21 protein-coding genes are annotated in these 26,803 nt (G+C 50.5%); 9 read left to right on the forward strand and 12 right to left on the reverse strand.

Annotated elements, in window-relative coordinates:
• Positions 1 to 27 precede the first annotated feature (27 nt).
• A complete protein-coding gene (gene glmM / locus ACIS_RS01670; RefSeq protein WP_011114509.1) occupies positions 28 to 1,386 on the forward strand; it encodes a phosphoglucosamine mutase in 1,359 nt (452 codons plus the stop codon).
• 132 nt (positions 1,387 to 1,518) lie between these two features.
• Here glmM and ACIS_RS01675 read toward each other — a convergent pair whose 3' ends face one another.
• Positions 1,519 to 2,859 (reverse strand): dihydroorotase, encoded by a 1,341-nt coding sequence (locus ACIS_RS01675; RefSeq protein WP_037352590.1) that lies wholly within the window; start codon positions 2,857 to 2,859, stop codon positions 1,519 to 1,521.
• 24 nt (positions 2,860 to 2,883) lie between these two features.
• Positions 2,884 to 3,534, reverse strand: coding sequence for a phosphopantothenoylcysteine decarboxylase domain-containing protein (locus tag ACIS_RS01680; protein ID WP_012880508.1), 651 nt, complete (start codon positions 3,532 to 3,534; stop codon positions 2,884 to 2,886).
• Between the two features lie 169 nt (positions 3,535 to 3,703).
• Here ACIS_RS01680 and fumC point away from each other — a divergent pair, with 169 nt between their 5' ends.
• Positions 3,704 to 5,092, forward strand: coding sequence for a class II fumarate hydratase (fumC, locus tag ACIS_RS01685; protein WP_010268172.1), 1,389 nt, complete (start codon positions 3,704 to 3,706; stop codon positions 5,090 to 5,092).
• Between the two features lie 164 nt (positions 5,093 to 5,256).
• On the forward strand, positions 5,257 to 5,652 hold the full coding sequence (locus tag ACIS_RS01690) for a hypothetical protein (RefSeq protein ID WP_012880509.1): 396 nt from the start codon (positions 5,257 to 5,259) through the stop codon (positions 5,650 to 5,652).
• Between the two features lie 1,090 nt (positions 5,653 to 6,742).
• On the opposite strand, the gene carB is transcribed toward ACIS_RS01690, so the two are convergent.
• The 3 genes from carB to ACIS_RS05465 all read right to left on the reverse strand — a co-directional run bounded on the left by carB (position 6,743) and on the right by ACIS_RS05465 (position 11,497).
• Positions 6,743 to 10,051 carry a carbamoyl-phosphate synthase large subunit gene (gene carB, locus ACIS_RS01695; protein ID WP_012880510.1) on the reverse strand — a complete coding sequence of 1,103 codons (3,309 nt, stop codon included), beginning with the start codon at positions 10,049 to 10,051 and terminating at the stop codon, positions 6,743 to 6,745.
• 458 nt (positions 10,052 to 10,509) lie between these two features.
• Positions 10,510 to 11,316, reverse strand: coding sequence for a dihydropteroate synthase (folP, locus tag ACIS_RS01705; protein WP_012880512.1), 807 nt, complete (start codon positions 11,314 to 11,316; stop codon positions 10,510 to 10,512).
• 10 nt (positions 11,317 to 11,326) lie between these two features.
• Positions 11,327 to 11,497, reverse strand: coding sequence for a hypothetical protein (locus ACIS_RS05465; RefSeq protein ID WP_238523312.1), 171 nt, complete (start codon positions 11,495 to 11,497; stop codon positions 11,327 to 11,329).
• A gap of 194 nt (positions 11,498 to 11,691) precedes the next feature.
• Here ACIS_RS05465 and ACIS_RS01715 point away from each other — a divergent pair, with 194 nt between their 5' ends.
• Together ACIS_RS01715 and ACIS_RS01720 are read left to right on the forward strand one after the other, a co-directional pair.
• A complete protein-coding gene (locus ACIS_RS01715) occupies positions 11,692 to 14,052 on the forward strand; it encodes a type I secretion system permease/ATPase (RefSeq protein WP_238523326.1) in 2,361 nt (786 codons plus the stop codon).
• Positions 14,053 to 14,166: 114 nt separating this feature from the next.
• A complete protein-coding gene (locus ACIS_RS01720) occupies positions 14,167 to 15,141 on the forward strand; it encodes a quinone oxidoreductase family protein (protein WP_010265369.1) in 975 nt (324 codons plus the stop codon).
• A 324-nt stretch (positions 15,142 to 15,465) separates the two neighbouring features.
• Here the strand turns inward: ACIS_RS01720 and ACIS_RS01725 are convergent, their stop codons facing one another.
• Entirely contained in the window at positions 15,466 to 18,069 is a 2,604-nt protein-coding gene (locus tag ACIS_RS01725) for a UvrD-helicase domain-containing protein (protein ID WP_012880514.1), read from the reverse strand.
• Between the two features lie 121 nt (positions 18,070 to 18,190).
• Between ACIS_RS01725 and ankB the strand changes: the two genes are divergently transcribed.
• The 4 genes from ankB to zapE all read left to right on the forward strand — a co-directional run bounded on the left by ankB (position 18,191) and on the right by zapE (position 22,225).
• The gene (ankB, locus tag ACIS_RS01730; protein ID WP_458692652.1) at positions 18,191 to 19,012 is read left to right on the forward strand and encodes an ankyrin repeat domain-containing protein AnkB; all 822 of its coding nucleotides are present in this window, start codon (positions 18,191 to 18,193) and stop codon (positions 19,010 to 19,012) included.
• Positions 19,013 to 19,116: 104 nt separating this feature from the next.
• The gene (locus tag ACIS_RS01735; RefSeq protein WP_049756284.1) at positions 19,117 to 20,010 is read left to right on the forward strand and encodes an SPFH domain-containing protein; all 894 of its coding nucleotides are present in this window, start codon (positions 19,117 to 19,119) and stop codon (positions 20,008 to 20,010) included.
• Between the two features lie 569 nt (positions 20,011 to 20,579).
• Positions 20,580 to 20,915: a hypothetical protein gene (locus ACIS_RS01740; RefSeq protein ID WP_012880517.1), complete on the forward strand. Its 336-nt coding sequence runs from the start codon at positions 20,580 to 20,582 to the stop codon at positions 20,913 to 20,915.
• Between the two features lie 227 nt (positions 20,916 to 21,142).
• Positions 21,143 to 22,225 (forward strand): cell division protein ZapE, encoded by a 1,083-nt coding sequence (zapE, locus tag ACIS_RS01745; protein WP_012880518.1) that lies wholly within the window; start codon positions 21,143 to 21,145, stop codon positions 22,223 to 22,225.
• 2 nt (positions 22,226 to 22,227) lie between these two features.
• On the opposite strand, the gene hemH is transcribed toward zapE, so the two are convergent.
• The 6 genes from hemH to sppA form a co-directional block, all read right to left on the reverse strand.
• Positions 22,228 to 23,295, reverse strand: a complete 1,068-nt coding sequence (hemH, locus tag ACIS_RS01750; RefSeq protein WP_012880519.1) for a ferrochelatase — start codon at positions 23,293 to 23,295, stop codon at positions 22,228 to 22,230.
• Positions 23,296 to 23,610: 315 nt separating this feature from the next.
• Positions 23,611 to 24,564, reverse strand: coding sequence for a hypothetical protein (locus ACIS_RS01755; protein ID WP_041651138.1), 954 nt, complete (start codon positions 24,562 to 24,564; stop codon positions 23,611 to 23,613).
• 186 nt (positions 24,565 to 24,750) lie between these two features.
• The gene (zapA, locus tag ACIS_RS01760; RefSeq protein ID WP_012880521.1) at positions 24,751 to 25,188 is read right to left on the reverse strand and encodes a cell division protein ZapA; all 438 of its coding nucleotides are present in this window, start codon (positions 25,186 to 25,188) and stop codon (positions 24,751 to 24,753) included.
• A complete protein-coding gene (locus tag ACIS_RS01765; RefSeq protein ID WP_012880522.1) occupies positions 25,189 to 25,476 on the reverse strand; it encodes a DUF4164 domain-containing protein in 288 nt (95 codons plus the stop codon).
• 159 nt (positions 25,477 to 25,635) lie between these two features.
• Positions 25,636 to 25,911: an HU family DNA-binding protein gene (locus tag ACIS_RS01770; RefSeq protein ID WP_012880523.1), complete on the reverse strand. Its 276-nt coding sequence runs from the start codon at positions 25,909 to 25,911 to the stop codon at positions 25,636 to 25,638.
• Between the two features lie 7 nt (positions 25,912 to 25,918).
• Positions 25,919 to 26,794, reverse strand: coding sequence for a signal peptide peptidase SppA (gene sppA / locus ACIS_RS01775; protein WP_041651140.1), 876 nt, complete (start codon positions 26,792 to 26,794; stop codon positions 25,919 to 25,921).
• Positions 26,795 to 26,803 lie beyond the last annotated feature (9 nt).

Consider the following 26,803-nt stretch of genomic DNA (forward strand, 5'->3'; position numbering starts at 1 on the left):
GTACGCACTCAACTATATGGTGTTGTCGTGAATATTTTTGGTACAGACGGGGTTAGAGGTAGGGCTAATGTATACCCCATGGACCCAATAACCGTACTTAGGCTTGGGATGGCCATAGGGCTTGAAGCCAGAAAGGTTGGAACTCAAGTGGTTTTGGGCAAGGATACTAGAATTTCGGGATATATGGTAGAGTCCGCATTGGTTTCTGGGCTGGTTGCCATGGGCGTCAACGTGGGCCTATTGGGGCCAATGCCCACTGCGGCCATAGCTACGCTTGTCAGAAACCTACGTGCCAGCATGGGCGTTGTGATTTCCGCTTCACACAACTCGTATTTGGATAATGGAGTGAAGATATTCGACAGCGAGGGGATAAAAATACCCCTGGAGCTGGAAGAAGTGCTCGAATCTAACGTGCGTGCCGAGCTGAGCAGCGACCTTGCCCAAGTACGTGGTATGGGTAAGGTGTATAGGATAGCTGGTGCGGTTGGGAGATACATAGAGTTTGTGAAAGGCACATTTCCTAAAAGGCTGAAGCTGTCCGGCATGAAGATAGTGGTAGATTGCGCGAACGGCGCCGCATACCACATAGGTGGCGAAGTATTCTGGGAATTAGGGGCAGACGTGGTGGTTATTGGAAACAAGCCTGATGGGCTAAACATAAACCACAATTGTGGGTCTTTACATCCTGAGGGTATGGTACAAAAAGTATTGGAAGAGGGAGCAGATATTGGCATTGCCCTGGACGGAGACGCTGATCGCGTTGTTGTGTGTGATGAAAAGGGCAGACTCGTTGATGGAGATCAGGTGATAGCGTCAATAATGCGGCACTTGCGCGCGACCAAGTCTATTACCGACGCAGCGGTGACTACTATGTCGAGTAAGTCAATAGATAGCTATGCTAGAGAGCTGGGCGTAAGGCTGCACAGGTCGGAAGTGGGTGATCGTCACCTTGTGGACACAATGCGACGACACTCGTGTAGCGTTGGAGGAGAGAAGTCTGGACACATTATTTTGTGGGAGCATTCCACAACTAGCGACAGCCTGGTCGCCGCGCTGCAAATTTTGTCAATAATGCTTTTGGAGAATAAAAGCGCGAGTTCAATATTTGGTGATTTTGTTCCAATGCCTAGGGTGCATAGGGATATACCCTATAGTATGGAGTTTGATCACATAGCGCGGCTGATAGGGCCTACTTTGTCAGATGTAGAACAAGCGCTGGGGAGAGTAAATGGCAGGGTAATATTTAGAAGGTCTGGAACTGAGCGGCTTATAAGATGTGTGATCGAGGGAGAAGATCCCAAGTTGGTGGCATTGGTTGCGGACGAGCTTTCCATAAAACTGCGCGAGTTGGGCGTGGAAAACGGTGTTGAGCCAGAAATGCAGTAATGTGTAATATCCAAGCCGGCGGCCGCAACTCACTCAGGCACTCGGTAGTGCAATACAGTGTTTGTACGCAAGCTGTGTAGCTACTCCTTTTTTGAAAATGGTACCGAGAGTGATGCGATTGTGATATAGCGGTCAGGACGCCAGGTACACAGTTTTTCCGGCGACAACAGTCCGCAGCGCCTTACCTTTTACGGTCCTGCCGTGAAACGGCGAATTCTTAGACTTGCTAGCAAATTTGGTTGTGTCTACAGTCCACTCATGATCCAAATCAACCAAAACCAAATCCGCCACCAGGCCCTTAGCTATTCTACCTCTTGGGATTTTTACTATATCCGACGGCTTGTCAGTTAGCTTAGACAAAACCTCCAGCAGGCCCATTTTCCCGCTATGATACAACTCCAAAGAGAGTGGCAACATGGTCTCCAAGCCAACTACACCAAATGCACAACTGGAAATCGGTAGCGCTTTGTCCTGGCACGAATGAGGCGCGTGGTCTGTTGCAATACAGTCTATTGTGCCATCTACAAGCCCCTCGACCATGCACAGACGATCCTCCTCAGTTCTAAGTGGTGGGTTCATCTTGGCCATGGTCCCGTGCTCTCTGACCGCATCTTCAGTCAAAGCAAAATGGTGAGGAGTAACTTCGCACGTGACTGGCAGACCCTCATTTTTTGCGGAACGAATCAAATCGATAGCCTTTTTCGTGGACACGTGCAGCACGTGATACCGCGCGCCAGGGACCTCGCGCAGCAGCTCTATATCGCGACCCACCATGATGCTCTCAGAAAGGTCAGAAATCCCCTTCAGACCGAGTTCCTGTGAGACCTTCCCCTCGTTAATACACCCACCGTCAGAAAGGTGGCAGTCCTCCGCGTGTTGGGCAACTACAACACCCAGGGTGCTTGCGCATTCGAAGGCACGTTTCATGGATAGTGCATTCATCACGGGCGACCCGTCGTCTGTAAATCCCAGAGCGCCAGCTTCCTTCAAAGCGGGCATATCGCACAATGATCCACACGGTTTTGTTATTGAGCCATAAAACTCTATGTTGACGCAAGAGCTTTCCAATGCCCTCATCTTCAGGTACTTTGCAACCATGACGCTGTCTATGTGCGGGGATGTATTAGGCTGACACACCACCGTAGTTACCCCACCAGCGGCCGCGGACCTACTTCCTGTATCGATAGTTTCTTTATGCTCGCCACCGGGCTCTCTGAGATGCACATGGATGTCTACTATTCCTGGCATCAAAACATGCCCGCCACAATCGATTACTTCGTTTGCGCTTGATTGAAAATCTTCAGCTTTGTGCTCACCAAAGCCAAAATGGGAAATTTCCCTTCCTCGAGTTACAACGTACCCAGGCGCGTCTGTGTTGGACCCGGGGTCAATAACCCGTGCGTTTACATATGCGATGACGTAATCCGGGCGCTGGCCGCCACCGAGCAACTCCCAAGATTGATTTGCATACATGTCCGCAACACCCACAACACCCACCTAGCTTATGTGTAATCCGTTAAAATAGTCAACAATATTTTTCGCAAGCAGATTGGCCACTTCCTGCTTTGTCATGACCGGATAGTGCTGCACAAAATCCCTGGTTACAATGGATATTTTGTTGCGATCGCTACCCATGGTTTGCTCTTCCTCTGCCACGTATTGGTGGTTTGCAACTACCCAATCGCAGCCCTTGTAGGCCAATTTCTCTTTGGCTGATTCTATCAAATTTTCGGACTCTAGACAGAACCCAATCACGAGCTTGGGCCTCTTTTTTGATATGCTGATACACCTTACAATGTCTGGGCTGTGCATCAAGCTAACAGCATCAACGGAGCGCTTCTTGAGCTTGCTTGGATGTCTGTATGGCACCCAATCTGTAACCGCTGCCGTGCATATTGCAACATCCACGGGCAATAAGTCTAAGCAGGTTTCCAGCAGCTGTGCGGAAGTTTCAACCCGCAAAACCTCGTACAGGTTGTGATTAGGCGTTATACTGACGGGGCAGGATACCAGCTTAACGTCCCAACCCATCAGCCCCATACACTCCGCAATAGCGTATCCCTGCTTTCCGGAGGAGCCGCTGCTTATGTAGCGGACGGGATCTATATACTCTCTGGTAGACCCCGCTGTAATGAGCACACTGCGCACTGGCCACCTATTCCGACTAAACGTGTGGGAATAGTAACGTTACTGACCAAGTCTTGCAAAACATATGTAGATTTTAGTGAATTTACCTGGCACTCATGTTACAGAGTTGGTTGTAGACGAGGTTTGGAAGTCTGTTATAATGCGGCGTTGTTAGCTTCAGGAGTCTGTTATGGGGGTGAGGATTGAGTCTGACAGCATGGGTAACATTGAGGTGCCGGCTGAACGCTATTGGGGTGCACAAACACAGCGCTCCATGATGAACTTTGCAATTGGAGAGGAAAAAATGCCCCGGCCCTTGATATGGGCGCTGGGTGTGGTGAAGCTGGCGGCTGCCCGGGTAAACGCTAGAAAAGGAAGCATAGAAAAGTCTGTGGGAGAGGCAATTTGTGCTGCTGCGCAGGAAGTTATAGATGGCAAGATGGATGGGGAATTTCCCCTGGTGGTGTGGCAGACTGGTTCTGGCACCCAAACCAACATGAACGCCAACGAAGTAATAGCAAACCGGGCCATAGAGATACTGGGGGGGAAAGTTGGTAGCAAGTCTCCCGTACACCCGAATGACCATGTCAACCACTCTCAATCTTCAAATGATGTATTTCCCACTGCCATGCACATTGCTACCGTGGCCGAGGTAGAACGGCGCTTACTGCCCGCGCTGGAGGCACTTCGCGGCGCGTTGGAGGCGAAAGTTGTGGCATTTTCAGACATAGTAAAAACGGGTCGCACCCACCTCCAGGATGCAGTGCCTCTCACGCTTGGTCAGGAGTTTTCGGGGTACGAATGCCAAGTGAGAAAGGGAATAGAAAGAGTCAAGTCCTCAATGGTGGATGTTTATCAGCTTGCACAGGGGGGTACGGGTGTTGGTACGGGTTTGAACACCAAGAAAGGCTTTGCTGAAGAGTTTGCAAAAGAGGTTGCGGGCATCACCGGTATGAAGTTTATAACCGCGGAGAATAAATTCGAGGCGCTTGCTACGCATGATGCCATGGTACAACTAAGCGGCGCGCTCAATACGCTTGCTGTCAGTTGCATGAAAATAGCGAATGACATCCGGCTGCTTGCATCTGGGCCCAGGTGCGGAATAGGGGAGATCATCCTTCCCGCGAATGAGCCTGGGTCGTCAATCATGCCGGGTAAGGTAAACCCGACGCAGTGCGAAGCACTCACCATGGTTTGCGCGCAGGTTATGGGGAACCACGTTGCAGTTTCTGTAGGGGGGTCCAACGGACACCTTGAGCTGAACGTATTCAAGCCTATGATTGCATATAACGTTCTAAACTCTGTCCGATTGTTGGCAGATGCTTGTGAAAGCTTTGCGACGAAATGCGTAAGCGGCATAGAGGCCGATAAAGAACGTATAGCCGTCATGCTGGGGCAGTCTCTCATGCTGGTTACTGCGCTAAACAGGCATATAGGTTATGACAACGCCGCAAAGATCTCCAAGTTTGCGTTTGAGAATCGTGTGACGCTTAAGGATGCGGCTGCAAAATTGGGTTTAGTAGATGGGGCGGAGTTTGACGCGATAGTTGATCCCAGGAAGATGGTCTCTCCTGACTGAATATAGTGGCCTGTTTTATGGTGGTGGGGCGCGCGTGGCTGGCGTCTTAACCCCAACAGGAGAAGCGCGGACCGCTGCGCGCTGGCTGATACCGCAAGTTTGTAATTGACCGCACCTTAGCTACGTGTTACCATCGGGGTCCTAGTTGTGTCAGTGGCGTTTTTATGTCTGGTGAAGACGAATATAAGGAAATTATTAGGCAATGCATAGGGAGCGTTAAGGAGGTCTTCGGCGAGGGCCGCTTCGATGACGTGGTTGCCTCCATAATGAAAATGCAGGAGAAGGTTCTAGCTTCAAGCATGAAAGACGGTGATCCCGTGGGTCAGATAGCTGCTGACGGTGTTGGTAACGAGCTATATGACCGCATAGCTGATCGTTTGGAAGAGCGCGTGTCTCAGAAGATTTCGGAAGATCTCAGGATTATTAAGAAGAGGCTTTTGAGGCTGGAGAGAGTAGTGCTGGGTGGCGGTTCTGTCTCTGGCGATGCTGCGGCGGCGCATCAGGTTTCTGGCAACCAGCCGTCTCAGCAGAATTCTTCTGCCGCTGCTGAAGGTGGGTGATCGTCTCGGTTTTATACTAACTGCTCTGTAGGTCGGTGTTCCGCATGGGCCGGTGCCTGGGTTGTTGCGTCCTTGGTACTGGGTGGCGACGCTGCTCGTCGGGTTTCTAAGAAAAAGCCAGCCGTCTCAGCGGGGTTCTGCTGCTGAAGGGGGGTGATCGTCTTGGTTTTGTGCCGACTCTGGTGGGTTCTGTGTAGGTTGCATCCGCGGTTCGTTTTTAGTGCTGTACCCCTGGGTGTGAAATCCTTTTAATTCTCGGCGTCGTTGTGGCCCGGCGGTGTGTTGGGCTGTATTGTGGCGTGTGCGCTAGGTTCATGCCTGTTTCGCTTTTTGTAGGATGGCCCAGGTCGGTGGGTGCCGGCTCAGTGCTTGCTTTCCTTGTGTGCATTCGCCCGGGGTACCCCTCTTGGTAGGACTTTCCTATGGTAGAGTCCATGCTGACCGATCCCTTTGTGTCCGGCCGGGATGCGGGTTTTGCTTATACGTGAAGATGTCTGTGGCACTTACCGGAGGTAATTGATCATCCCATGAGAGTAGGGCGGTAGGGACTATTGTGGTTAGGATGCAGTGTGCAGGTTGCAAAAGTCCTGTCATGACGAAAAATGCAACACTCACCGACGGTTGATTGTCTGGTTCATGTTCATCCTACGGTAGAGAGGATCACGGCATTGGCCGCGAGTTATAAAGGTCTGATCATAGCGAAAAATACAGCGCTCGCCGGCGGTTGATCGTCTGGTGCATGGTTCTCCTCGTGGAGGTAGGTCGGCTTTGGTTGGGATATTCGTCGTTTGTGTGGGTAGCTAGCGTGCTCCGTTGGCAAAGGCACTTCTTACAGTATTTGTGTACTTTGGCTAGGCCTTCCTTGTTACGACAAAGAAGCGACTGACTGGCTACCACGGCCTGTGCGTAACTATGCTTATGGAATGCGATCTCGCTACGTATGCGGTTTAGTGGGTAACTACGATCTGGATGAGCTAGGTACAACGACTGGCCGCTATGGCTAGGTTGGAGAGCGCCGCCAATATTGGCCGATGGTCATCACAGGTGCAAATCTCGAGTAGGGTGCTCGGCGACGAATTTTATCTGGAGGTTACCACGTGGTTGTCGCTTCCTCTTTCCCAGGGTCCCACTGCACTGAACATTCCGATAATGTTCCGGAATTTTTGTCGTGATACTCCTGTATGGGTGCCACCTCTGGGCCGCCTCCAGATTTTAGGTTTCTGAGCGCGAGCACTATGGCCTTGGCACCGGAAAGTGTTGTGCTGTGGGGTATTCTGCGCATGATTGCGGTTCTCCTGATATCTGCGCTGTCCGAGACTGCTTTTATTCCCGCAGATGTGTTAATTACTAGCACTATCTCATCGTTGTTTAACATATCCACTATGTGCGGCCTTCCTTCGCGGACTTTATTGATGCGCGTGGTGCGAATGCCCAACGTATCCAAATACTGAGCGGTGCCAGTGGTTGAAAAAAGCTCAAACCCCAAGTCCACAAATGACCGCGCCAAATCCGCCGCTGCTGGCTTATCGCTATCCTTTACCGATAGAAACACCTTGCCCGACGTTGGTAATGCGTATCCAGCCGCGATTTGTGATTTTACAAAGGCCATGCCAAAGGACTGGTCTATACCCATGACCTCGCCGGTAGATTTCATTTCTGGGCCCAGCCGTGGATCTGCGCTTGCAAACCTCGAAAATGAAAACACAGCCTCCTTGACTGCCGTATACGACATGGCCGCTGGTGCGTCACTGCTTGTAGATATCCTTCCACCGAGCATTACTGCGGTCGCAAGTTTGGCTACGGGAACACCGGTGGCTTTTGCGACAAACGGCACGGTTCTACTCGCTCTAGGGTTTGCTTCCAGCAGATATACTTCCCCGTCCTGGATGGCATATTGGATATTCAGCAAGCCCCTGACATTAAGAGCCAGCGCCACCTGCCTGGTGTATTGCGATACCAAGGCTATCGTATTTTCCCCGAGGGTATATGGTGGTAGCGAGCATGCGGAATCTCCCGAATGGATGCCTGCTTCCTCGATGTGCTCCATGATTCCAGCTATGTAGACTTGGTTGCCGTCACAGATTGCATCCACATCAACCTCTGCGGCGTCGGTCAAAAACTTGTCTATAAGCAATGAGCCGGAATCGAATATCTTGTCGTGCTCACGTAAATATGTGGCGAGGGCCTGCTCGGTGCGTACTACCGACATAAACTGCCCCCCCAGCACATATGAAGGGCGTAGCAAAACTGGGAACCCCACGCGTTGTGCCTTCTCTAACACCTCGTCTGCGGAATTGCAGGTTTCGCTGTGCGGCTGCTTTATCCCAAGTTTTGTAAGTAGCCCATTGAATTTCTGCCTGTCTTCCGCTAGGTCGATCGAGTCAAAGCCCGTCCCAACGATGTTTATGCCCTTCTCTTGTAGCACCTTCGCGAGCTTCAATGGAGTTTGGCCACCCAATTGGACGATGACTTTCACCGTAGCCCGCCCTTCGGACTCCTTGCTTATGATGTCTAGGACGCATTCCCGCGTTAGTGGGGAGAAGTACAGCCGGTCAGATGTGTCATAATCGGTAGATACAGTCTCAGGATTACAATTGATGATGATGGCTTCTAGCCCCATCCGCTTTATCATGTGCGCGGCGTGTACGCATGTGTAGTCGAACTCTATTCCTTGTCCAACCCTGTTGGGCCCGCTTCCCAGTATTATGACCTTGTCTTTATTTGTAACCAGCGACTCGCACTCAGGCTCACCGAACGCATCTCCCTCGTAACACCCGTACATGTAAGCCGTGTTGGTTCTGAACTCTCCGGCGCACGTGTCAATCCTCTTATACACCGGTTTCACTGACAGGGCGTCTCGCAGGTTTTCTACATAAGCGACATCCCTACCGCCAAGTTCTGCTAGCCTTGCGTCCGAAAACCCAATTTTCTTGAGCTGCAGCAGCTCAGCCTTTGTTTGCGGTAGCCCATTGTTTCTGACCTCTTGCTCGTAAGCTACTATGATTTCTATCTGCTTCAGAAACCACGGGTCATACTTTGTGAGCTCGTTTATCTTGTCTATGCCAATTCCCATTCTCAGTGCGTCTGCAATCATGAGAATCCTGCTGGGTGATGGTTCCGCCAAGGCCGCATATACCTGCTCCAGATGTGTGCCCGGAGGAAAAAATTCGTTCAATCCGTTGTACCCCGCTTCCAAGGAGCACATTGCCTTTTGTAGGGCCTCAGTAAACGACCGACCTATCGCCATGGCCTCTCCCACTGACTTCATAGATGTGGATAACTCCTGCGTGGGAACCCGGAATTTTGCAAAGTCAAACCTGGGGACCTTTACCACCACGTAATCCATCACTGGTTCGAATGATGCCGGAATTGAAACTGCGCAGTCATTTGCTATTTCGTCTAAGGTGTAGCCTACGGCCAATTTTGCCGCGACTTTAGCTATGGGAAACCCTGTAGCTTTTGATGCGAGAGCAGACGATCTGGAGACTCTGGGGTTCATTTCGATGACTACCATCTCCCCCTCGCATTCGGGGTTGACCGCAAACTGGACGTTGGACCCGCCGGTTTCCACTCCTATCTCCCGCAATATGTCGAAAGAGACATTACGCATGCGCTGATACTCCTCATCGCGTAACGTAATTGCCGGTGCAACTGTTATGCTATCTCCCGTATGTACGCCCATAGGGTCAATGTTCTCTATGGAGCACACGACTATGCAATTGTCGCGACAGTCGCGCATAACTTCCATCTCAAATTCTTTCCACCCTATTATTGACTCGTCAACCTGAACCTCGGAAATTGGTGACATCGCAAACCCTCGTTGGACTGCCTCGCAAAATTCCTCTTCAGTGCGCGCTATGCCGCCGCCTATTCCCCCGAGGGTGAAGGAGGGCCTTATGACGGCTGGCAACCCCACATACTCCATCGCCTGGGCTATATGGTCTGAAGCCTTTAAAATTGTACTCTTTGGACATTTTGCCCCAACTCTTTCAACTGCTTTGCGAAATAGGCTTCTATCCTCCGCTTTTCGGATTGCATCCTGGTTTGCGCCTATCATTTCCACGCCGTTGCGAGATAGTACCCCACGATCTACAAGCTCCATGGCGACGTTAAGTGCAGTCTGCCCCCCGACCGTCGGCAGTATTGCGTTGGGCTTTTCTTTCAGGATGATTCTTTCAATAATTTCTGCAGTTATCGGCTCTATATATGTTGCATCTGCCAGGCCTGGGTCGGTCATAATTGTTGCAGGGTTGGAGTTCACTAAAACTATCCTGTAACCCTCGCTTTTCAGAACCTTGCAGGCCTGAGTGCCAGAGTAGTCGAACTCGCATGCCTGGCCTATTACAATAGGTCCTGCGCCCAAAATGATTATGGTTTCTATATCTTCGCGCTTTGGCATTCACATTTCCTGGAAATAAGCTCGCAGCATGTTACTACTAATGCGGGCAAAAAGCAAAGCGGGACTGCAGCACAACGCATGATTGCAAGGCGTAACTTTTCCTGCGCATTGGCTGCGCTTTTGGTGTTGGTTCCGTGGCGCGCCCTGTATCTGGGTGTGTGCAGGTTTGGTAGGTGCACGTGTGAAGTAGCTAGAAGCGAATTCTTGGGTATTACGCACATACACAAGGCTCCCCAAGCGTTGCCCGCGAGTCTGCGCAAGCTTATGGTTCGCAGTTATTTCCAGATGCGCAAGTCTGTTGGTAATTTGTGCAGGACGTCTGTAACTGCACCAGCGGTTGTGCCGCCATCACCGCGCGATCTGCACACAATGGCGTGCTACGGCTTCTGGCGCACATGGGACCACCTTACCTGACACATATTGGGGCGAAGCCTTCTCCTGTGGGATGGGCGCAAAAGCTACATCAGCATGCCTGCGACTGTGAGCGCAGTTTTGCAAAGGGACACGTTATGGACTCTTATAAACTCTACTCCCTGGTTCAGCAGAAATGCTGATACGACCGCCGTGGGAAAATCACGCGATTCTGGCTCAGCCGAAATTGCGGAGAACATAGACTTGCGTGAGTGCCCGATACATATTGGAAAACCCAACACTTTAAAGTGCGATACATTTTTTATGATATACCATGAGCACTTATGCGACTTTCCAAAGCCTATACCAGGGTCCAAGATGATGCGCTGCTTATCCACGCCGGCAGAGACTAACGCGCTTACCTTGGCGTGAAACCATTCGATAATCTCCTCCACCAATTGTTCTGGCATATCCAATTTTGGCCTCGCAATGGATACAGGTATACCAAAATTGTGCATGATGATTATCTTTGCACTGCTATGCGCCACTGTCGACAGCATTTCCGGGTCCATGAGCCCGCCCACATCATTTACGTAATCCACTCCGAGAGCTAAAGCCCCTGCAGCGGTGCGTGCGTTTCTGGTATCAACACTAACCTCAACCCCCGAGCTGTGTGCCATATTCACAACTTGGGGCAAAACCCCACTCAGCCTATTCCACTCTTCCTCCTGAGAGATGGCCGTGGCACCGGGTGCGCCTGACTCCCCACCCACATCTATGACTGCCGCCCCATCTGCTATTAACCTTGCAGCGTGGCTGACCGCGCTTTCGCTATTGAAGAACTTACCTCCATCAGAGAACGAATCTGGGGTTACATTCAACACCCCTATGATTTTAGTACGCAGAGGATCCACACTTGACCCATTATCTGAGGAGCAACGCGGCGGAAATGACGCAAGCTGCCTGCAGCGCCACTCTTGCAAGCATGAGCTTGTTCCTATACTTTACGTAAAAGCTCCCACCCACAGACGCCAGCACGACACCTGCTACCAACGAGAGCACAGTGAGCAGTGATAACACAACTACGGGTGGCATTTTTACAAACAGTAGAACAAACCCCAAGTGGTATTCTAAGGCCTGATTTAGGATTGTACAACACTAATTTACTTTATGATAAGTAGACTTTTATAGTAATATCGAGGCTTAACGACTGGCGCCACTCTGTGAGTGCGTGAGATCCGTGGTATTTGGGGTATGTAGTGGAAGGTGTAAAGTTCGGCTTTTCCGCGATGAAGGAGCTGAAAAAAAGCGTCCTTTATCAAACGCTGGAAAAGTGCAAGGGCGTGTTTTGGTTTGTGTTCTGGTTCAGTTCCGCAATAAACGTCCTGGTCCTGTTTTTGCCGCTGTATACCTCACAGGTTTTGGATAGGGTGCTCTCCAGTGGGAGCTCTTCCACTCTCCTTATGCTAAGCATAGTAACTGTAGGCGCGTTGGTCTGCTCTTCGATGTTGGATGTTTGCCGATCCTTGACCATGGCTAAGGTTGCGGATTGGATAGATAGAGAAGCCACGCCCGATCTGATTGCCAGATCCATCAGCTTGACCTCAGTGAAGGCTTCAACTTCGAGCGGTGAGGCGATACGTGACCTTGGGGTGGTCAAAGGCTTCATTACGGGGTTTGGCGTGCTATCCCTATTCGATATGCCGTGGGCGGTAGTGTATCTTGCTGCAATATTCATGATACACCCAGTCACAGGGTATATAGCCATAGTTGGCATAGTGCTGTTGGTATTGATGGCGATCTGGAATGAGCTGGCGACCAAGCGGGTTATGCAGGAGTCTAACGAGGAAAACGTGCGCAATATCAACTATATAGATGTTGCAAGTCGGAACGCCGAAGTGGTAGAGGCCATGGGGATGGTGAGGCACATAGTTGCCGAGTGGTCCGATAGAAACACCCACAACAGGAAGTTGCAGATAAAAGCTCAGGGCAGGTCTAACGTCATTATGGGTGTTACGAAGTTTGTTCGCTCTGTTTTGCAAATTTCTGTAATCGGGGTGGGAGCGTGGCTAGCCATACATGGGCATAAAACTGCCGGCGGCATAATTGCTGCCTCCATTCTTATGGGTAGAGCTTTAGCCCCGTTTGAGGCCGCGATTAACACCTGGAAGATGCTACTTTCGGCAAGGATCTCCTACAGAAGGTTACAGGCCCTGCTGCTCGCATTTCCTAAAAGGGAGCAGGCCATGGCGTTGCCCAAGCCTAGGGGGGGCGTCACTATGGACAGGGTGTTTTTCACGCCGTATGGGGGAAGTAAGCCTACAATTAAAGGGGTGTCTTTCGGTGTGGAGCCTGGTAGCGTTGTTGGGATCATCGGGCCCAGTGCCTCAGGGAAGTCAACCCTGGCTAAGCTTTTGGTTGGGGTATGGAAGCCACTGTCTGGAGTTGTCAGGCTTGACGGTGCGGATGTGTACACGTGGAATAGGGAAGATTTTGGCTGCCATGTTGGGTATTTACCTCAAGATATTGAGCTCTTTCAGGCCTCCGTTAAAACCAACATTGCAAGGATGGTACCGGATCCTGACCCAGAGAAGGTAATTAAAGCCGCTAAAATTGCTGGAATTCATGAAATGATATTGCACCTCCCCAGCGGGTATGACACCGTGATAGGTGGCAGTGGAGTGGTGCTATCGGGGGGGCAAAAACAAATGCTTGGGCTAGCCAGGGCGTTCTACGGCGACGTGAGGCTCTTGGTTTTAGATGAACCCAATGCAAATTTGGACGGAAGGGCAGAGGCGAACTTGGTGCGTGCGCTTGCCTATGCAAAACAGCAGGGCATTACAACGTTTGTTGTGACACATAAAATGCAGTTGCTCGGCGCTGTGGAGCAGATAATCGTTATGGATGACGGCATGATGGCCGCTATGGGCGAGAGAGACGAGATACTCAGTAGGTTCACTACCAACAAGCCTCCTACCAGCAAGGAATCGGGTAGTCAGGATGGTGCGGGAGTGCGTCCTACCAGTGGTCCAGGGCCTTCTAGGATAGAAGCGTCGTCCAGCAATGTCGGCAGTGCCGCTGCGGGTGCTGCAGATTCTCAGAACGCTGTGGGGGGGGGCCGCGCTACACACGGCCGTAATACTCCGATTGGAAACTTGCAATCTGGTGGCAGTCCAGATCATCCTGCTGGAGGCCCAATAGAAAAAGGGGGCGGCACCTCCTCGGTTGCAAGTGTGGCCAAGAGTGAAGGCGTCACACAGCAAGATTCTGTGCCCGAGCAAGACCGCGAACAAGTGGCACGTGAAAAGGCTGATAGTCCGGCGACCGACGCACACGCAGGCTCTCCGGGTGTGCTGCGTAGTAATACGAAAAATGCCGCTGAACGCAGCAGCGCTGAAAGTGTCTCTAAGGTACAAGAAAAGTCGCACAAAAGGAAAACTCGCAGTCGTATCAAGAAGTCCGCAACAAGTGGTATACCGGATACGGCATCAAAGGTGCGTATTTCAAATGGCGCTAGTACAGACGGAGCTAAAATCGACGATCCTATTAGTGGCGGTAGTTCCGGTGCTAAGGCTGCCATGGGAGCTGGGTCTCAAAATAACGGCCGTGTACGCATGGAAGCTGGGTCACTGGTCCCGGAGCAGGACTAGGTCTTTTATGGAACAAAGTGAATTAAATAGGTGTGGATGTATGACCGATGCGAGATCTTTTTCTTTTTGTTAATGGTTGTATGTAATATGGTACGGTGAGATGGAGTGGAGCGTATGTCAAAAGCTGTTGTTATCGACAGAAATGGTGATGCGGGCGTCCTCAAGTATGTTGACGTAGATGTTGGTGAGCCTGGCAAGGGCGAGGTTTTAATTGAACATACGGCGATAGGCCTGAATCGCTACGATGTGGAGTATCGTACTGGAACAAGGAAAGTGCCGTCCTTCCCCGCGGTTTTGGGTGTGGAGGCCGTTGGTGTTGTGAGGCAACTGGGGCCGGGTGTTGAGGCGCTAAATGTTGGAGATAGGGTAGGGTACTGCACTGCACCCGGTGGTGCATACTCTGAGACCAGATTGATAAACCAAAAGTACCTGTTCAAGATAGCTGATGACATCAGCGACGAGGTTGCCGCTGCCGTCATGCTTAAGGCAATGGCTGCGCACTATCTTACTCACAGAATATATGATATCCGTCCGGGAACATTTGCCCTGGTGCACGGAGTGTCTGGAGGCGTTGGGCAAATTCTCTGTCAGTGGGCTAGGTACAAAGGCGGCAAGGTTATAGGAGTTGTAGAGTCAGGTGCACGTCTCGGTGTGGCGAAAGAGGTGGGCTGTGCTTACGTTGTGAACCTAAAGGATGATGACATCACCAAAGAGGTGATGACGATCACTGGCGACCGGGGCGTGAATGTTGTGTATGACCCGATAGGTGCAGCGGTGAGCAAGATGTCGTTCGGCGTATTGGGGCACTTCGGGCTGTACATATCTTACGGAAGCATTTCCGGCCGCATGCCCAGTGTCAGTATGTCGATGCTGAGTGCCAGATCGTGGTTTATAACTTCTCCGACGATTCAGCACTATAAGCGCTCCAGGTTGGAACTTGGGCTCACCGCCATGGAGATATTTGAAATGCTCAGGAGGGGGCATATTAGGGCGGAGATTAACAAAACTTACAAGTTTAAAGACATTGCCAAGGCTCACAAAGACCTTGAGGACCGGAAGTTGTCGGGTTTAGGCGTCATTACCATGTAATGCGACCGTTTGGGTGTGAACATTGGCTGTGTGCACACTTGCTGGTTATTGGCCAAGGCCCGGGCGGCTGGTCGCAGTAAGCTGGTGTTTCCAACTTGAAGGTACGGTAGTTTCCCGGGTGCGTAGCAGCGCCCCATGTGTGGCGGTGATGCGTGTTGCGCCGGTGCATTGTGGCCCCGTTGGCGGCTGGTCTAAAGCGCCATGCACAAGTTCCTCAGCCGCTGAGCGCGTTAGCAGCTTCGTACGCCACCAACAGGTTACGAGCTCGCTCCATAAGTTTGCTATGAATAAATGCGCTGACTAGAACTTGAGTGGTCTACCGCACTAAGCCGGTTCTTCGGAGCTTTCTATGTAGAGTGCATCTACCTTGTCTTGGAACATTGGAGACAGGACTACTGATTTTTTTGCGAATACGCCCTCTCCTGTGCCGGTAATGATACTGTACCAGGACTGCTCGCGTGGGGGACCCACTCCAGCCACGTACAGCTCATCTTCCGCCCTGGTCATGGCAACGTACAATAGCCTGAGATATTCGTTGTATTCTTCCTGCCTTTTCAGCGTTTTTAGGTCCCTGCAACGCGCGTTTGTGTCGCCAGCACACCATATAGGTGTATTTTCGGCGTCGAAAATGAGTTGAAGCTCGCACCTGGGGACACTCGTTGTATCTGGTAAAAACACAATGGGTGATTGCATGCCTTTCGCGTTGTGCACAGTCATAACTCTTGCGACGTCCTCTGAGGTGTTTATATCAATCTTCACTTCAGGGTTTGTGCTCTTTATCCAGTGAATGAAAGATTCCAAAGTGTTCACGTTGTTGAGCCCAAACTTGGTTAGTGAGTTCATAAATTCGTCCACGATCTCTGCTGATGCCTGGCCGGGGTGTTGCAATAGCTTTTCTCTGTGCTCTGATAGGACAAGGCAGTATAAATCCAGCGGAGTACGTGTTTTGGAAGCATTGATTAGTGATACTAGATAGTCTGCGATTTTGCCGAACTGTGCAAATGCCTGTAGTTTGCCCCACAACGAAACGGCATCGGCGCGGCTATGCGTTAAGTTTAATAGATCGCAGTCTGTCAGTTCAAAGATTGGGGACTTAAGCAACGCCGCGAGAGCCATGTCGTTTTCGGGTAGCAACAAGAATTCTCCCAGGTTTACCAAGTCCTGAATTGCGACGTAGTCCATCATGTTGAACCTATCCCTGCCGGATACTGGAACTCCGGCCTGCCTCAACTCCGCGATTATGTAATCAACCAAAATGGTTCTGCGTCGCACCAGTATTAGTATATCCCCAGCGCGCACTGGGCGATTTTTAGCAGCTAGTATCCTGCCGCTTTGAATCCACGTACCGATGGACCTCGCCATTGTCTGTGCAAGCAGCAAGTGGTCAGTGGCATGTGGTGTGCCGGTTTCCATCTCTGGCTCGTCCCAGGCGTAAAGTTTTCTACGCTTTTCAGTGTTTATCAATGGCCACACTTCAACGTACCCATAGTCTGACGCGCGATATGCTTCATGCTTTATTTCTTGTGACTGGAAAGAAACTTGCTCTCTAAAAGCGTTGAAAACCCGGTCCACAAGGTGCAAAATAGGCTTAGCTGACCGGAATGACGTCTGCAATTGTATGGTGAGCGCGTCGCTGCTTTGGGCGACAAAATACTGGTGCATGCGGTGAAAATAATCTGGTCGGGCGTTTTGAAACCCGTATATAGATTGTTTAACATCCCCCACAACGAACAGAGTTCGCTTATTATTGCTGCTACCAAGCCCAGAGAAGAACTCGCTGCACAGGGCGGCTACTATGTTCCACTGCTCGAGGCTATTGTCCTGAGATTCATCCACCAGTATATGGTCTATTTCGCTGTCTAGGCGGAAGAGCACCCAGTCTTTGTAGTCTGGATGTAGCATGAGATCAAGCGTAAGCCCAATTACATCGTTGTAATCCAGGTATTTTGAGCATTTCTTGTCCTGTTCATACAACGCCGCGCATTTTTGTGCAATCCGCACCAGGTGGAACGTACGCTTTGTTATCCGTTCTGTGTAAAATTTTTCGGCAAATTCCAGCAGCGCCTCCTGTTCACACTCAATTACCCGGACAATGTCGGGAAATTGTTCCAAGATGCCTTTTGTTGCTATGCTAGAGATGGATTTTTTTGCCAGGGATTGTAAGTTGATGAAAATCGACAAATACTCCGCGACCTCTTCCGGAGACCTCCTGGTGGAAGTATTCCAAGTGCTCAGCCTTTTGCCGATTTTTTGGTCTCTTGTGCTGCCACACTTCAAGGCGTCTATCAACTGCACTGGGCACATAATTGTGTGTGGGTCAGCAACTGCGGTTTGCGGCGGTTCAATGGGGACAATCTTGCGTTGCTTGTTGATGATTTGATACACAAGGTTGTACAGAGTATCTTCTGCGAGCTCTACCGAAATTTCTGACAAGTCACGGTCAATGCTCCTATCCTCTCGTAGCAGCTGTGCAAAGATTTTTGGGTAAGACTCCGACAATTCGCGCATTTCAAAGTCTGCCGAGACACCTGTTTCCGCGGGGAATGATGCCACTAGAGAGTGACAAAAGCTGTGCACCGTTTGTATTTTTAAAATGGATGGGACGTCAAAGAAAAGCCGCCGCGCTCTTACATAGTGTTGGTGATCTATCTGTTGGTAGCATACTTCCCGAAGCCTGTTGACTAGTTCTTCTTTGGGTAGCGCCAGCCACTCTGCAACTATGCCGTATACCCTCTCTCTTATTTCATGTACAGCAGCGTTTGTGAAAGTGAGGCACAGTATATTGCGCTGCCCAGATACCATCAGCCTTATTACTCTATGGACCAGTAACTTAGTTTTTCCAGTACCTGCAGATGCACTTATCCACACGAATTCCCGTTCCGGGTCGGTAGCACTTTGCTGCTGTATGTCAAGCTTAGAATTTTTCACCGGTTTTGTCTTTTTACTTTCTTAACCTTTGTGTTAATGATTAAATCATACTTTGGTGGTAGAGCCTATATGCGTGGAGTCTAAAGAGTAGCGAAACATGTGTGGTGTGAGGAGGGTTTTTTTGACCGGTGTTTTGTGCACTGTGTTTTGTAGCCAGGAATGCATTGCTAGCAGCTCTTCCAGTGGCACATTAGACTTTCTTTTGGGAGAAGTAAGCAAGCGCGCGGAGACCATGATACCTAGCGTGGAGTCGGGCATCAGCGGCATTATGACGTGGCGCAAAGGTGGCGATGACAAATCAAAGGAACAACGCTCAAACAAAGAGGTGAGCGTCGATGATGCGCAAAAACGCAATGAGGGAGAGAAAAAGCCTCCAGTGCAGGGAAGCGAAACCACTGGTGATGTGGTTAGCGAAACCACTAGTGATGTGGTTGCTGAAACCAACGCGGAACGCGTACAAGACGGTGATCGTGGCGAATCTGCGGGTGATAGCGCAAATCTACCACGCGGCAAAACCAGGCATTGGCCGCACCGAAGAGCAGCCCATCCGTACATAGAGACGGACGCATACAATAACGATAATATGCATCTACCACGATTTTACCGCGCGGAAGATTACTACGCACACGTATTCTACTGCGCAAAGGCCAATGACATCACGGGGCTTTTGGCTGTTGTTGGTGAACTGGAAACAATGGGCAAGGCTCCGAAGTTTGTTCTGGAGGAGATGCGCACCAAAAATGGGGACAACCTGCTTATTCACGCGGTTAGGCATGGGGCCATAGACACTGTAAGATATCTGCTGTCAAATGGTGCCAATGTTGGTGTAAAGAACGATAAAGGGGAGACCCCGCTCAGTGTTGCAGTTGCTGAAGGTAGAGCAGACATGATCAACGCGATCAGTGAAATGCAGGTTGGCTTCAGCGAGGAACAAGGGGGATAATCGCCAGTTTGTGGCTGTGCCCGGTGGGGCAGGCGACACGGCCGAGGGGGCTTTTTGTTCATGTTGTTTATTAGTCCGTGCGCAGGGCTGTACTGGGGGGCATTATGCAGACAGATATGGAAAAGCGTAATGGTAAGGCATCATCCGTGCGCAATATCGAGAACAAGAGTTTGCTGTGTTTTAACGGATATAGCGTAATAGGCATAATGCTGATTAGCCTGGCCGGGCTTGGTATCTGCTGCCTGGCCAGCGATTTCTCACTTCTGTTTTTGGGTGCTATGGGCATATTTGCCTTAGCTGGGGCATTGTTGCCAAGCGGCTTCTTCATCAACGGGCCGAATGAGGCCAAGGTTGTGGAATTCTTTGGCGAGTACATAGGTACATCTTTTGGTGTGGGCCTGCGTTTCACTGTACCCTTCTCTACGAAACGCAGCGTTTCCCTGAAAATTGAGAGCGTGAACACCTCAGTAATGAAAGTTAATGATGCAGATGGGAACCCGATAGAGATAGCAGCTGCCATAGTGTGGAGGGTAGTCTGTCCGGCCAAGGCGTGCTTTAACATAGAAAACTATCAGAACTTCATTTCCGTACAGGGAGAAACTGCCCTAAGAGAACTTGCTGGCAGTTATCCGTATGACTCCAATTCTGCCGTATCGCTGCGCCAGAATTCTGCGGAAATTTCCCAAAAGCTTCGTGCCATACTGCAAAGCAGAATGGGTATTGTTGGCATTGAGGTGGAAGATGCAAGAATATCCCACCTGGCGTACTCTTCAGAGATAGCACAGGTTATGCTACGAAGGCAGCAAGCCAAGGCAATTTCCGAGGCTAGGGTGTATATAGTGAAAAACGCGGTCAACATGGTAGACGAGGTGCTCTCTCATCTCGAAGCTAAGCACGGGATTGACTTAACTGATGACAGAAAACTCAAGTTCGTCAGCAATCTGCTGGTTGCACTGGTATCAGAAAGTGACACACAACCCGTTATAAGCGTAGAGTAGACGCCAGGAAACGCTCCTCCAACACTACCCAATACGCAAACTCCAACTTAAGGTTGTTCTTAGTGGCTGGTGGAGGCCGCATCTAGTGTGCCTAATTATGGGAATCCTAGCGGGCACTTAAGGACTCCACAGCCTAAAGGCCGTGCACAAGCGATTTTGAACGACTAACGCTAGGGATAAAAAATTATCCTGTATACGATGAGTGCATGCTTTCTCGCCCATGCCGTACGTTTTTGCTTTCTGCATGTGGCCGAATACTCCTGCAATTATGAGCACAACTGGCAATGCGGCAGATAGGTTGTCCCGTAAAAGATTCTCGATGACCGCAGACTTGCTGCTACAGGTTTTTGTGAAACATAATGCACATCAAGCATGCGACAGTTTTTGATCAGCCTGTACGGAAATATCCAATATAATTATATCACAACAGGCATACCATAAATCCACGCCACCTGTACACAGCCATTTTTTGTCCGTCATAGGAACGGATATGCGCCAGGGTACGGCTTGATTTTTTGTTTTCCCTGGGTTTTGAATCGATCGATCTTTCTTAATCTAAGAGGGTAAAAATGGACTCTAATCTATTAAACTTCTACAACTACTGCGGGGTATACGACAACCTTGCTACTGATCCACTTCAAAGTGTGGGAGGTGAAGAAGAAACGGTCGGTGAACAAAAACGTTACAGCTCGCTTTGGGGTGCAGTTATATTACAGGCTATGATAGATATTACATCTAACTATAAGCGCACAGAAAATAATATAGAAAAGATGAAGGCCTTTAACTGGATTAACGATCTGCACAGTGATTTTATAACTGTGTGCCACTTTGCGGGCTACAATCCGGCTTATGTCAGGAACAAGATGAGAGACATAGTCTCCAAATCTCTGAGTAGTAAGAGGTAATTGCATTGCCTAATGGTTATGCAATAAACTTTTTCGCAATTCGGCGGCCTGAGTTGCGTGAACCCGCGCGAGACCACTGCGTGTTGGCTTCTCTCTTCTTGTGGCACAGTTTTTTGCGCGGTTGGGCATGTGTGGAGTAGCACACGATAGAACTTATCCTATTTTTATGGCAACCTAATGTCTAGATGTAAAGTTTTCTACCCGCTCCACCGATCGTAGTCTTCTGGATGCTGGCTGGTGGGACTGAGTTTGATGAGTGTATGCTTGCTAGATATCACAGTATGGTCAATGCACGCGAGATAGTGTTCGATGATCTCCAATTTGCTGCGCTCAAGGAGTTGACGAAATACGACCAAATTCCGCCGAAGTGGTGGGAGCTTTGGCGTAGGCCAAGCTCTACCGCAAAGAAGGGTGTGTACATATACGGAGATGTTGGAAGAGGAAAATCTCTGCTGGCAAATCTGTTTTACGAACATTCAGTGATCAAGAAGAAGAAAAAGGTACACTTCAACACCTTCATGAAAGATCTGCACGATTTGCTACACGCAATGCGTGTGGATAACTGGCAACAAGGCGGCCATTGCATACCTTTGGTTGTGAACACAATGCTGCAGGGCGCGGAACTTTTATACTTGGATGAAGTGCAGGTTAACGATGTGTTCGAGGCCGTAGTACTGCACAAAATATTTTCTGTGCTGTTTTCCAAAAATCTAGTAACGGTCATGACGTCCAACTACCCACCGCACGGGTTATACGAAGGGGGACTGCGTCGGGAACTCTTTCTTCCCGCCATATCTCTGCTCGAGCAGCGCGTACAGGTTGTAGCCATGCTCGGTAAGCGCGACTACAGAACAACACACGGACGGGGTGCGTGTAGGTATTATGTAGGCGAAGATGCAGACCAAGAATTGCACGCGCGCTTTGCGGAGCTTATCGGTTCCGGAAAAGTTGAAGAAGTCATACTGACCGTTGGAAACAGAAAAGTTAAAACGGGGAAGGCATGCAATACTGTTGCTTGGTTTGGTTTTGATGATCTGTGCGGAAACAAGCACCCCCTATGGGTTGCAGACTATAAGGAGATAGCAAAAAACTTTACTACTATATTCATCGAGGGCATTCCGGTGTTTGACTACTATTCCCAGAACGAAATGCAACGGTTTGTTGTGCTAGTGGATGAACTCTACGAGCGCAAGATGCGCATATTTTGCTCGCTTGCCGCCGACATCAGCGAATTATACGTCGGCCCCCCATCCATGGGCTTTAGGCGCGCTGCATCCCGGCTTGCTGAAATGGGGTCTGAAATGTGGTAACGTCAATGCACCGCCGCGTGAATTGCGCTCCGTGCCCTTTTCCAACATAGCCCATGTTTACCGCAACAGGAACCCATGCTAGTGTCTGGTGCGCGCGAAAGTTTGTATAGGCACTCAATGAACGATGCATCCACTCCCAAAGCGGGTACCCTGAAATATTTCTGCTCTCCAGGCATGAGTGCTTTGTATTCCATGTCAAGCTCCACTAGAGTTTCAGAGTGCTCAGAGACAAAAGAGATTGGTACCACAATTACCGGTACCCCATCATCCCTTGCTCTCAGAATTTCGAGCTTTGTACTGGGCTCTAGCCATTTGGTGGGCCCCACTTTACTCTGATAGCATATGGAGTAGTCCAGAGCTTGTATCCCCAATTGCTCCACAATCGCGCAAACGCTTTGCCGTATCTGCTCTTGATAAGGGTCTCCCCGCTCCACAACGCGTACAGGCAGACCATGTGCGGAGAACAGCACTCGCGGCCTATCATGGGCCATGAGAGCCTTATTATACTCACTCAGTATCAGGTTGCGGTGTGCCAGTATGTAGTCCTCATGTACGTGGTAGCAGCATATCACTCTGGTATCAGGCTTATAGCGTGCTCTGCGCGCGCTGTTGTACCAATCCTCGATTGCAGATAGGGTAGTGGTACTGGAATATTGGGGGTACATGGGCAGCAGCACTACATGTTCAGGCTGATAATCACGAACGGCGTGCAGTGCCTCCCTGGACCTTGGTTTCGAGTGTCGCATGCAGACGAACACCTTGTACATCTTGCCTTCTGCGGCACTATTCAAGCGTTTTTCCAGGGCCGAAGCTTGGTGCTCCGTTTCCTCCAGTATGGTAGACTTTCCTCCCATTAATGAGTAAATCTTTCTGGCAGACCTCGCTCTGAGCTTCGAAATTATCATGGCCACCAGCATCCTTAGCGGATACGGCAGTCCCAGTATGCGTCGGTCACTAAATAGACTGAACAAGAATTTTTCAACTTCACACAGGGAACCTGGTCCCCCTAAGTTCAGCAACACCACAGCTACTTTTTTATCTTGCATTTCGTTTGTGCTATCTACCAACATAACGCCCTAACGAGTGCCTTGTGGCATGGCCACAGACCCGAACCTTAAGACTATTTACTGCGAGGTTACAGTGCCAACAACACCTATGGTTATACCAACACATAACAGCATGCCTAAAAACAGTCTCGCCGCCACTGGCCGACCAACGGGGGGCCTGCCGGCAGCAAGAGGTGGCACCAAACATGACCAATAGCACCGTTGGGGGCAATTCACAAGCTGTTGCGGCAACGGCTGATCTCTCCACTTCGGCGAGGTCACCGCAACACGGTGCCAAGTAACCCATCGCTCCTCCGGATGGTACTGCTCGTGTTGACACTAACTAACCCCTGCAGCGCTGATATCAACATGAGGGGGGGACGTCATCCCCTCTACAGTCACTCCGTGCATGAGGGATGGCACCCCGGTAATGCCTAGGGTTGCAACCCATGCCAAGTCAAACAAAGCCGATTTTGTCAGGGAGTAAAATTCACGCGCAGTATCCGCCACCCTTGGGAACGTGACTGCGGATTGTGAGGTATAGCGGGGATGCCCCGAACTGCCGTGCCCAACGCACCCTTTCACAACATCATACACGTCATGAAAAAAGCGGGGAACCAAACATACCAGCGCTATTGCCATTAGCACAAGCGTGGAGACTAACGTCACAGCTCGGAAAGGTACGAACAAGACGGACAGCGCATAGGTCTTGGGGAGTGACATATTAGCAGCACCCGCAGGTGCGTCGTCCAGCGTGCTACTTATCGAAGCTTCGCTCTCATGCATGGCGATGGCGCTACCCTGTGGGGGAATCACTCTTGGAAATGGGTTTCCATGCCCATACATAGGAGACTCTACCCTGGGGCACCCCTTTATGATTTCGGTAACTCTAACAAAAAGGCACACGGCAAACATCGCACCCCAGCATATAAGCAGGCAGAGTGCAACACTAAAATTCCCGAACAAGTGCAGCAGCGCACACAGCAATGGTACCAGAATAAACATCTCAGCTGCTGGCAGGGCACTTGCTTTCATAGATGCGAGCGCGTCACGCATATTGCGCTCGTGCATCCTGCGCGCTCCAGGTTCCATAGAACTGCGGCAGGTGCTGAGGAAGATTTGCGACTGAATAGCAGAGGCTGAGGCTATGAGGAACGATGATGCGCCAGAAAAGCCGCACAGCAAAGAATCGCGCATCTGTCCGGGCAACGCCCTAAGGCGACTATACGACCCGCCACCACCTTCTTCTGTACTGTCGTTATTCCGTCCGGAATTATTACAACACCCCGGCATGTGCCCTCCGCCCGCAAAAATCAAGCCCAGTCTAGATCAAATACCCGGTGCAGTCAACAAGTGGACAGATTGTCCGCACCCTTGTTCACGAACGCAACACTCCGAATGCACAGACAACAACATAGGGGCGCCATACACCCACATGCCGTGCCCCTCTCTCAAACATGTGCGTTGGCCGTGCCATCTCTAGCAGGTTCCAGCGGTTCCCTCGACTGCTGCACTTTCTGTGTCATGCGCTTCTTCTTCCACGTGTGTGCCATTGACGTATGTTAACAACTCCCTTGTCCTTGATAGGCTGTAGCGCAGTAACCCTTCAAGAGAGCCTCTAAGGCGAACTTCCCTGCTGTGCATCGCTTTATACTCCGACAACTCCTCGGTGGCCTTACTAAGCTGCTGGGTCAGTTCTTCGACCTTATCCTCAAGCTTCAAACCAGCCAAAAGCAAAAGCAAGGTGTCAGAGGTTCTGCTTCTGCCACCGCCGGATATTGCCTCCACCAGCCTGCTCAACCTGCTCGCAAGCTCACCCAGACGCTGCTCTTCGCTTGCTCCACACGCAACCCTGTAGGTGCTGCCGCGAATCGTAACGTCAACGACGCGCGCTCCATCAGACATCTCTTCAGTCACCTATTCCTCTCTCCGGTTCAAAATGGATTTTACCGCCTCTATGGACGAGTTCAGACCGTCAACAATCTCACTACACGTCGCTTTCCAGTACGCACACTCTGCCTCCCGTTGTAGTAACGCCTCCTCGAGCAGCTGCTTTTCGGCAGTGAGTTCGCTAACTCTCCTACCAAACTCGTCAGCATCCGCACCACTGCCGGTACCCAGCCTGCGTGCTAGAGAATCCTCCAATTCATCAAACGCCCTACGCAGGTCCCCTGCGTAATCCGCATCCCCCGACTTAACAACCATAGGACGACGAACAAAGACCCAAAGACGCAAACTATTACAGATAACCAAAACATGCAAACTTTTTATTGCTGTCAACCCAAAACTGCAAAACGAGTTTGGGGAACTTCAACAAGTAAAACCCTGCAGCCACAACACCATAAGCCCATTCTACTGGTGCTGCTAACGGCCGTCGACGGCCTTAACGAGCTTCTCACTAGGACGGAAATACACCCTTTTATAGGTTGCTTTCGGGAGCCTGGAGTTCAAACCATGGTCCTTCAGCACGTAGTGTCGGGTAGAAAACGCGCCAAACCCTCGAAGCTCAACCCTGTGTCCACTACTTATGCAGCTGACTATAGAGGAAAAAAATATACCCACAATCTGCGAAACCACGGCCTCACCCAGCGAGGGATTTCTTCTTGAAACGCGCTGAATTAGGTCAGATTTAAGGGACATACAATGTTCATCCAAAAAGCAGTACGTACAAGTGTTGTATAGCAGAGGAAAACAACGCAGGCAAACTAGAATCAATCCGTTGGTAGTCCACGTCCTTGACGACGCGCACATCCACGTCCCTCTGTGTTTTTAACCACTCCAAAGCCTCCTTTTCCCCTCCTATGGCGTCTACCAGCCCAACTTGCAGCGCTTGAGCTCCGGTGTATATCCTGCCATCAGAGACCACAGAGACCTTATCGGGAGCAAGCCCACGTCTCTCGGCCACTAAGTCTGTGAAAAAGACGTGGAAATCATCCACCACTCCTTGTATTATGCTCTCACCCTCGGGTGACAGCTCCTCCAGAGGAGACATATTGGACTTCAACGGAGCAGTTTTAATAGATTTCAGCGTGATGCCCAACTTCCCCGCCACCTCCGCTACACCAATGTACTGCGAAATCACGCCTATAGACCCAGTTATTGTCCCATGGCGCGCAACCACGTGGTCTGCTGCTATGGCGGCCATATACCCACCTGAAGCAGCTATATTCCCAAGTACCGCGACCACAGGCTTTTTCAGAGCTATCTCCCTTATCTGTTGGTACAGGGCCTCGCTGTCACCAACAGTGCCGCCAGGGCTGTCTATCCTGAGGACCAACGCCTTCACAGAGTCACTCTCCGCGAGCCGGGCCATCATGGCCTCCCTAGCCCTGCTACGGCTAATCTCACCGCTAATTCTTACCCTTGCAACATAGTCGTGATTCCTCCTCAAGGTCCCTACAAGCCTCGAGTAATCCACCTGCCCCACAATCAACAGCAACAAGCACACGACAAAAAAGAAGGAAGCCCGCCACCACACAACCCTGGAATGCAACGCCTCCATCTTTAGCAAGTGATCAAGCACGCACAAACT

The sequence above is a fragment of the Anaplasma centrale str. Israel genome, from assembly GCF_000024505.1.
GTDB lineage: Bacteria > Pseudomonadota > Alphaproteobacteria > Rickettsiales > Anaplasmataceae > Anaplasma > Anaplasma centrale.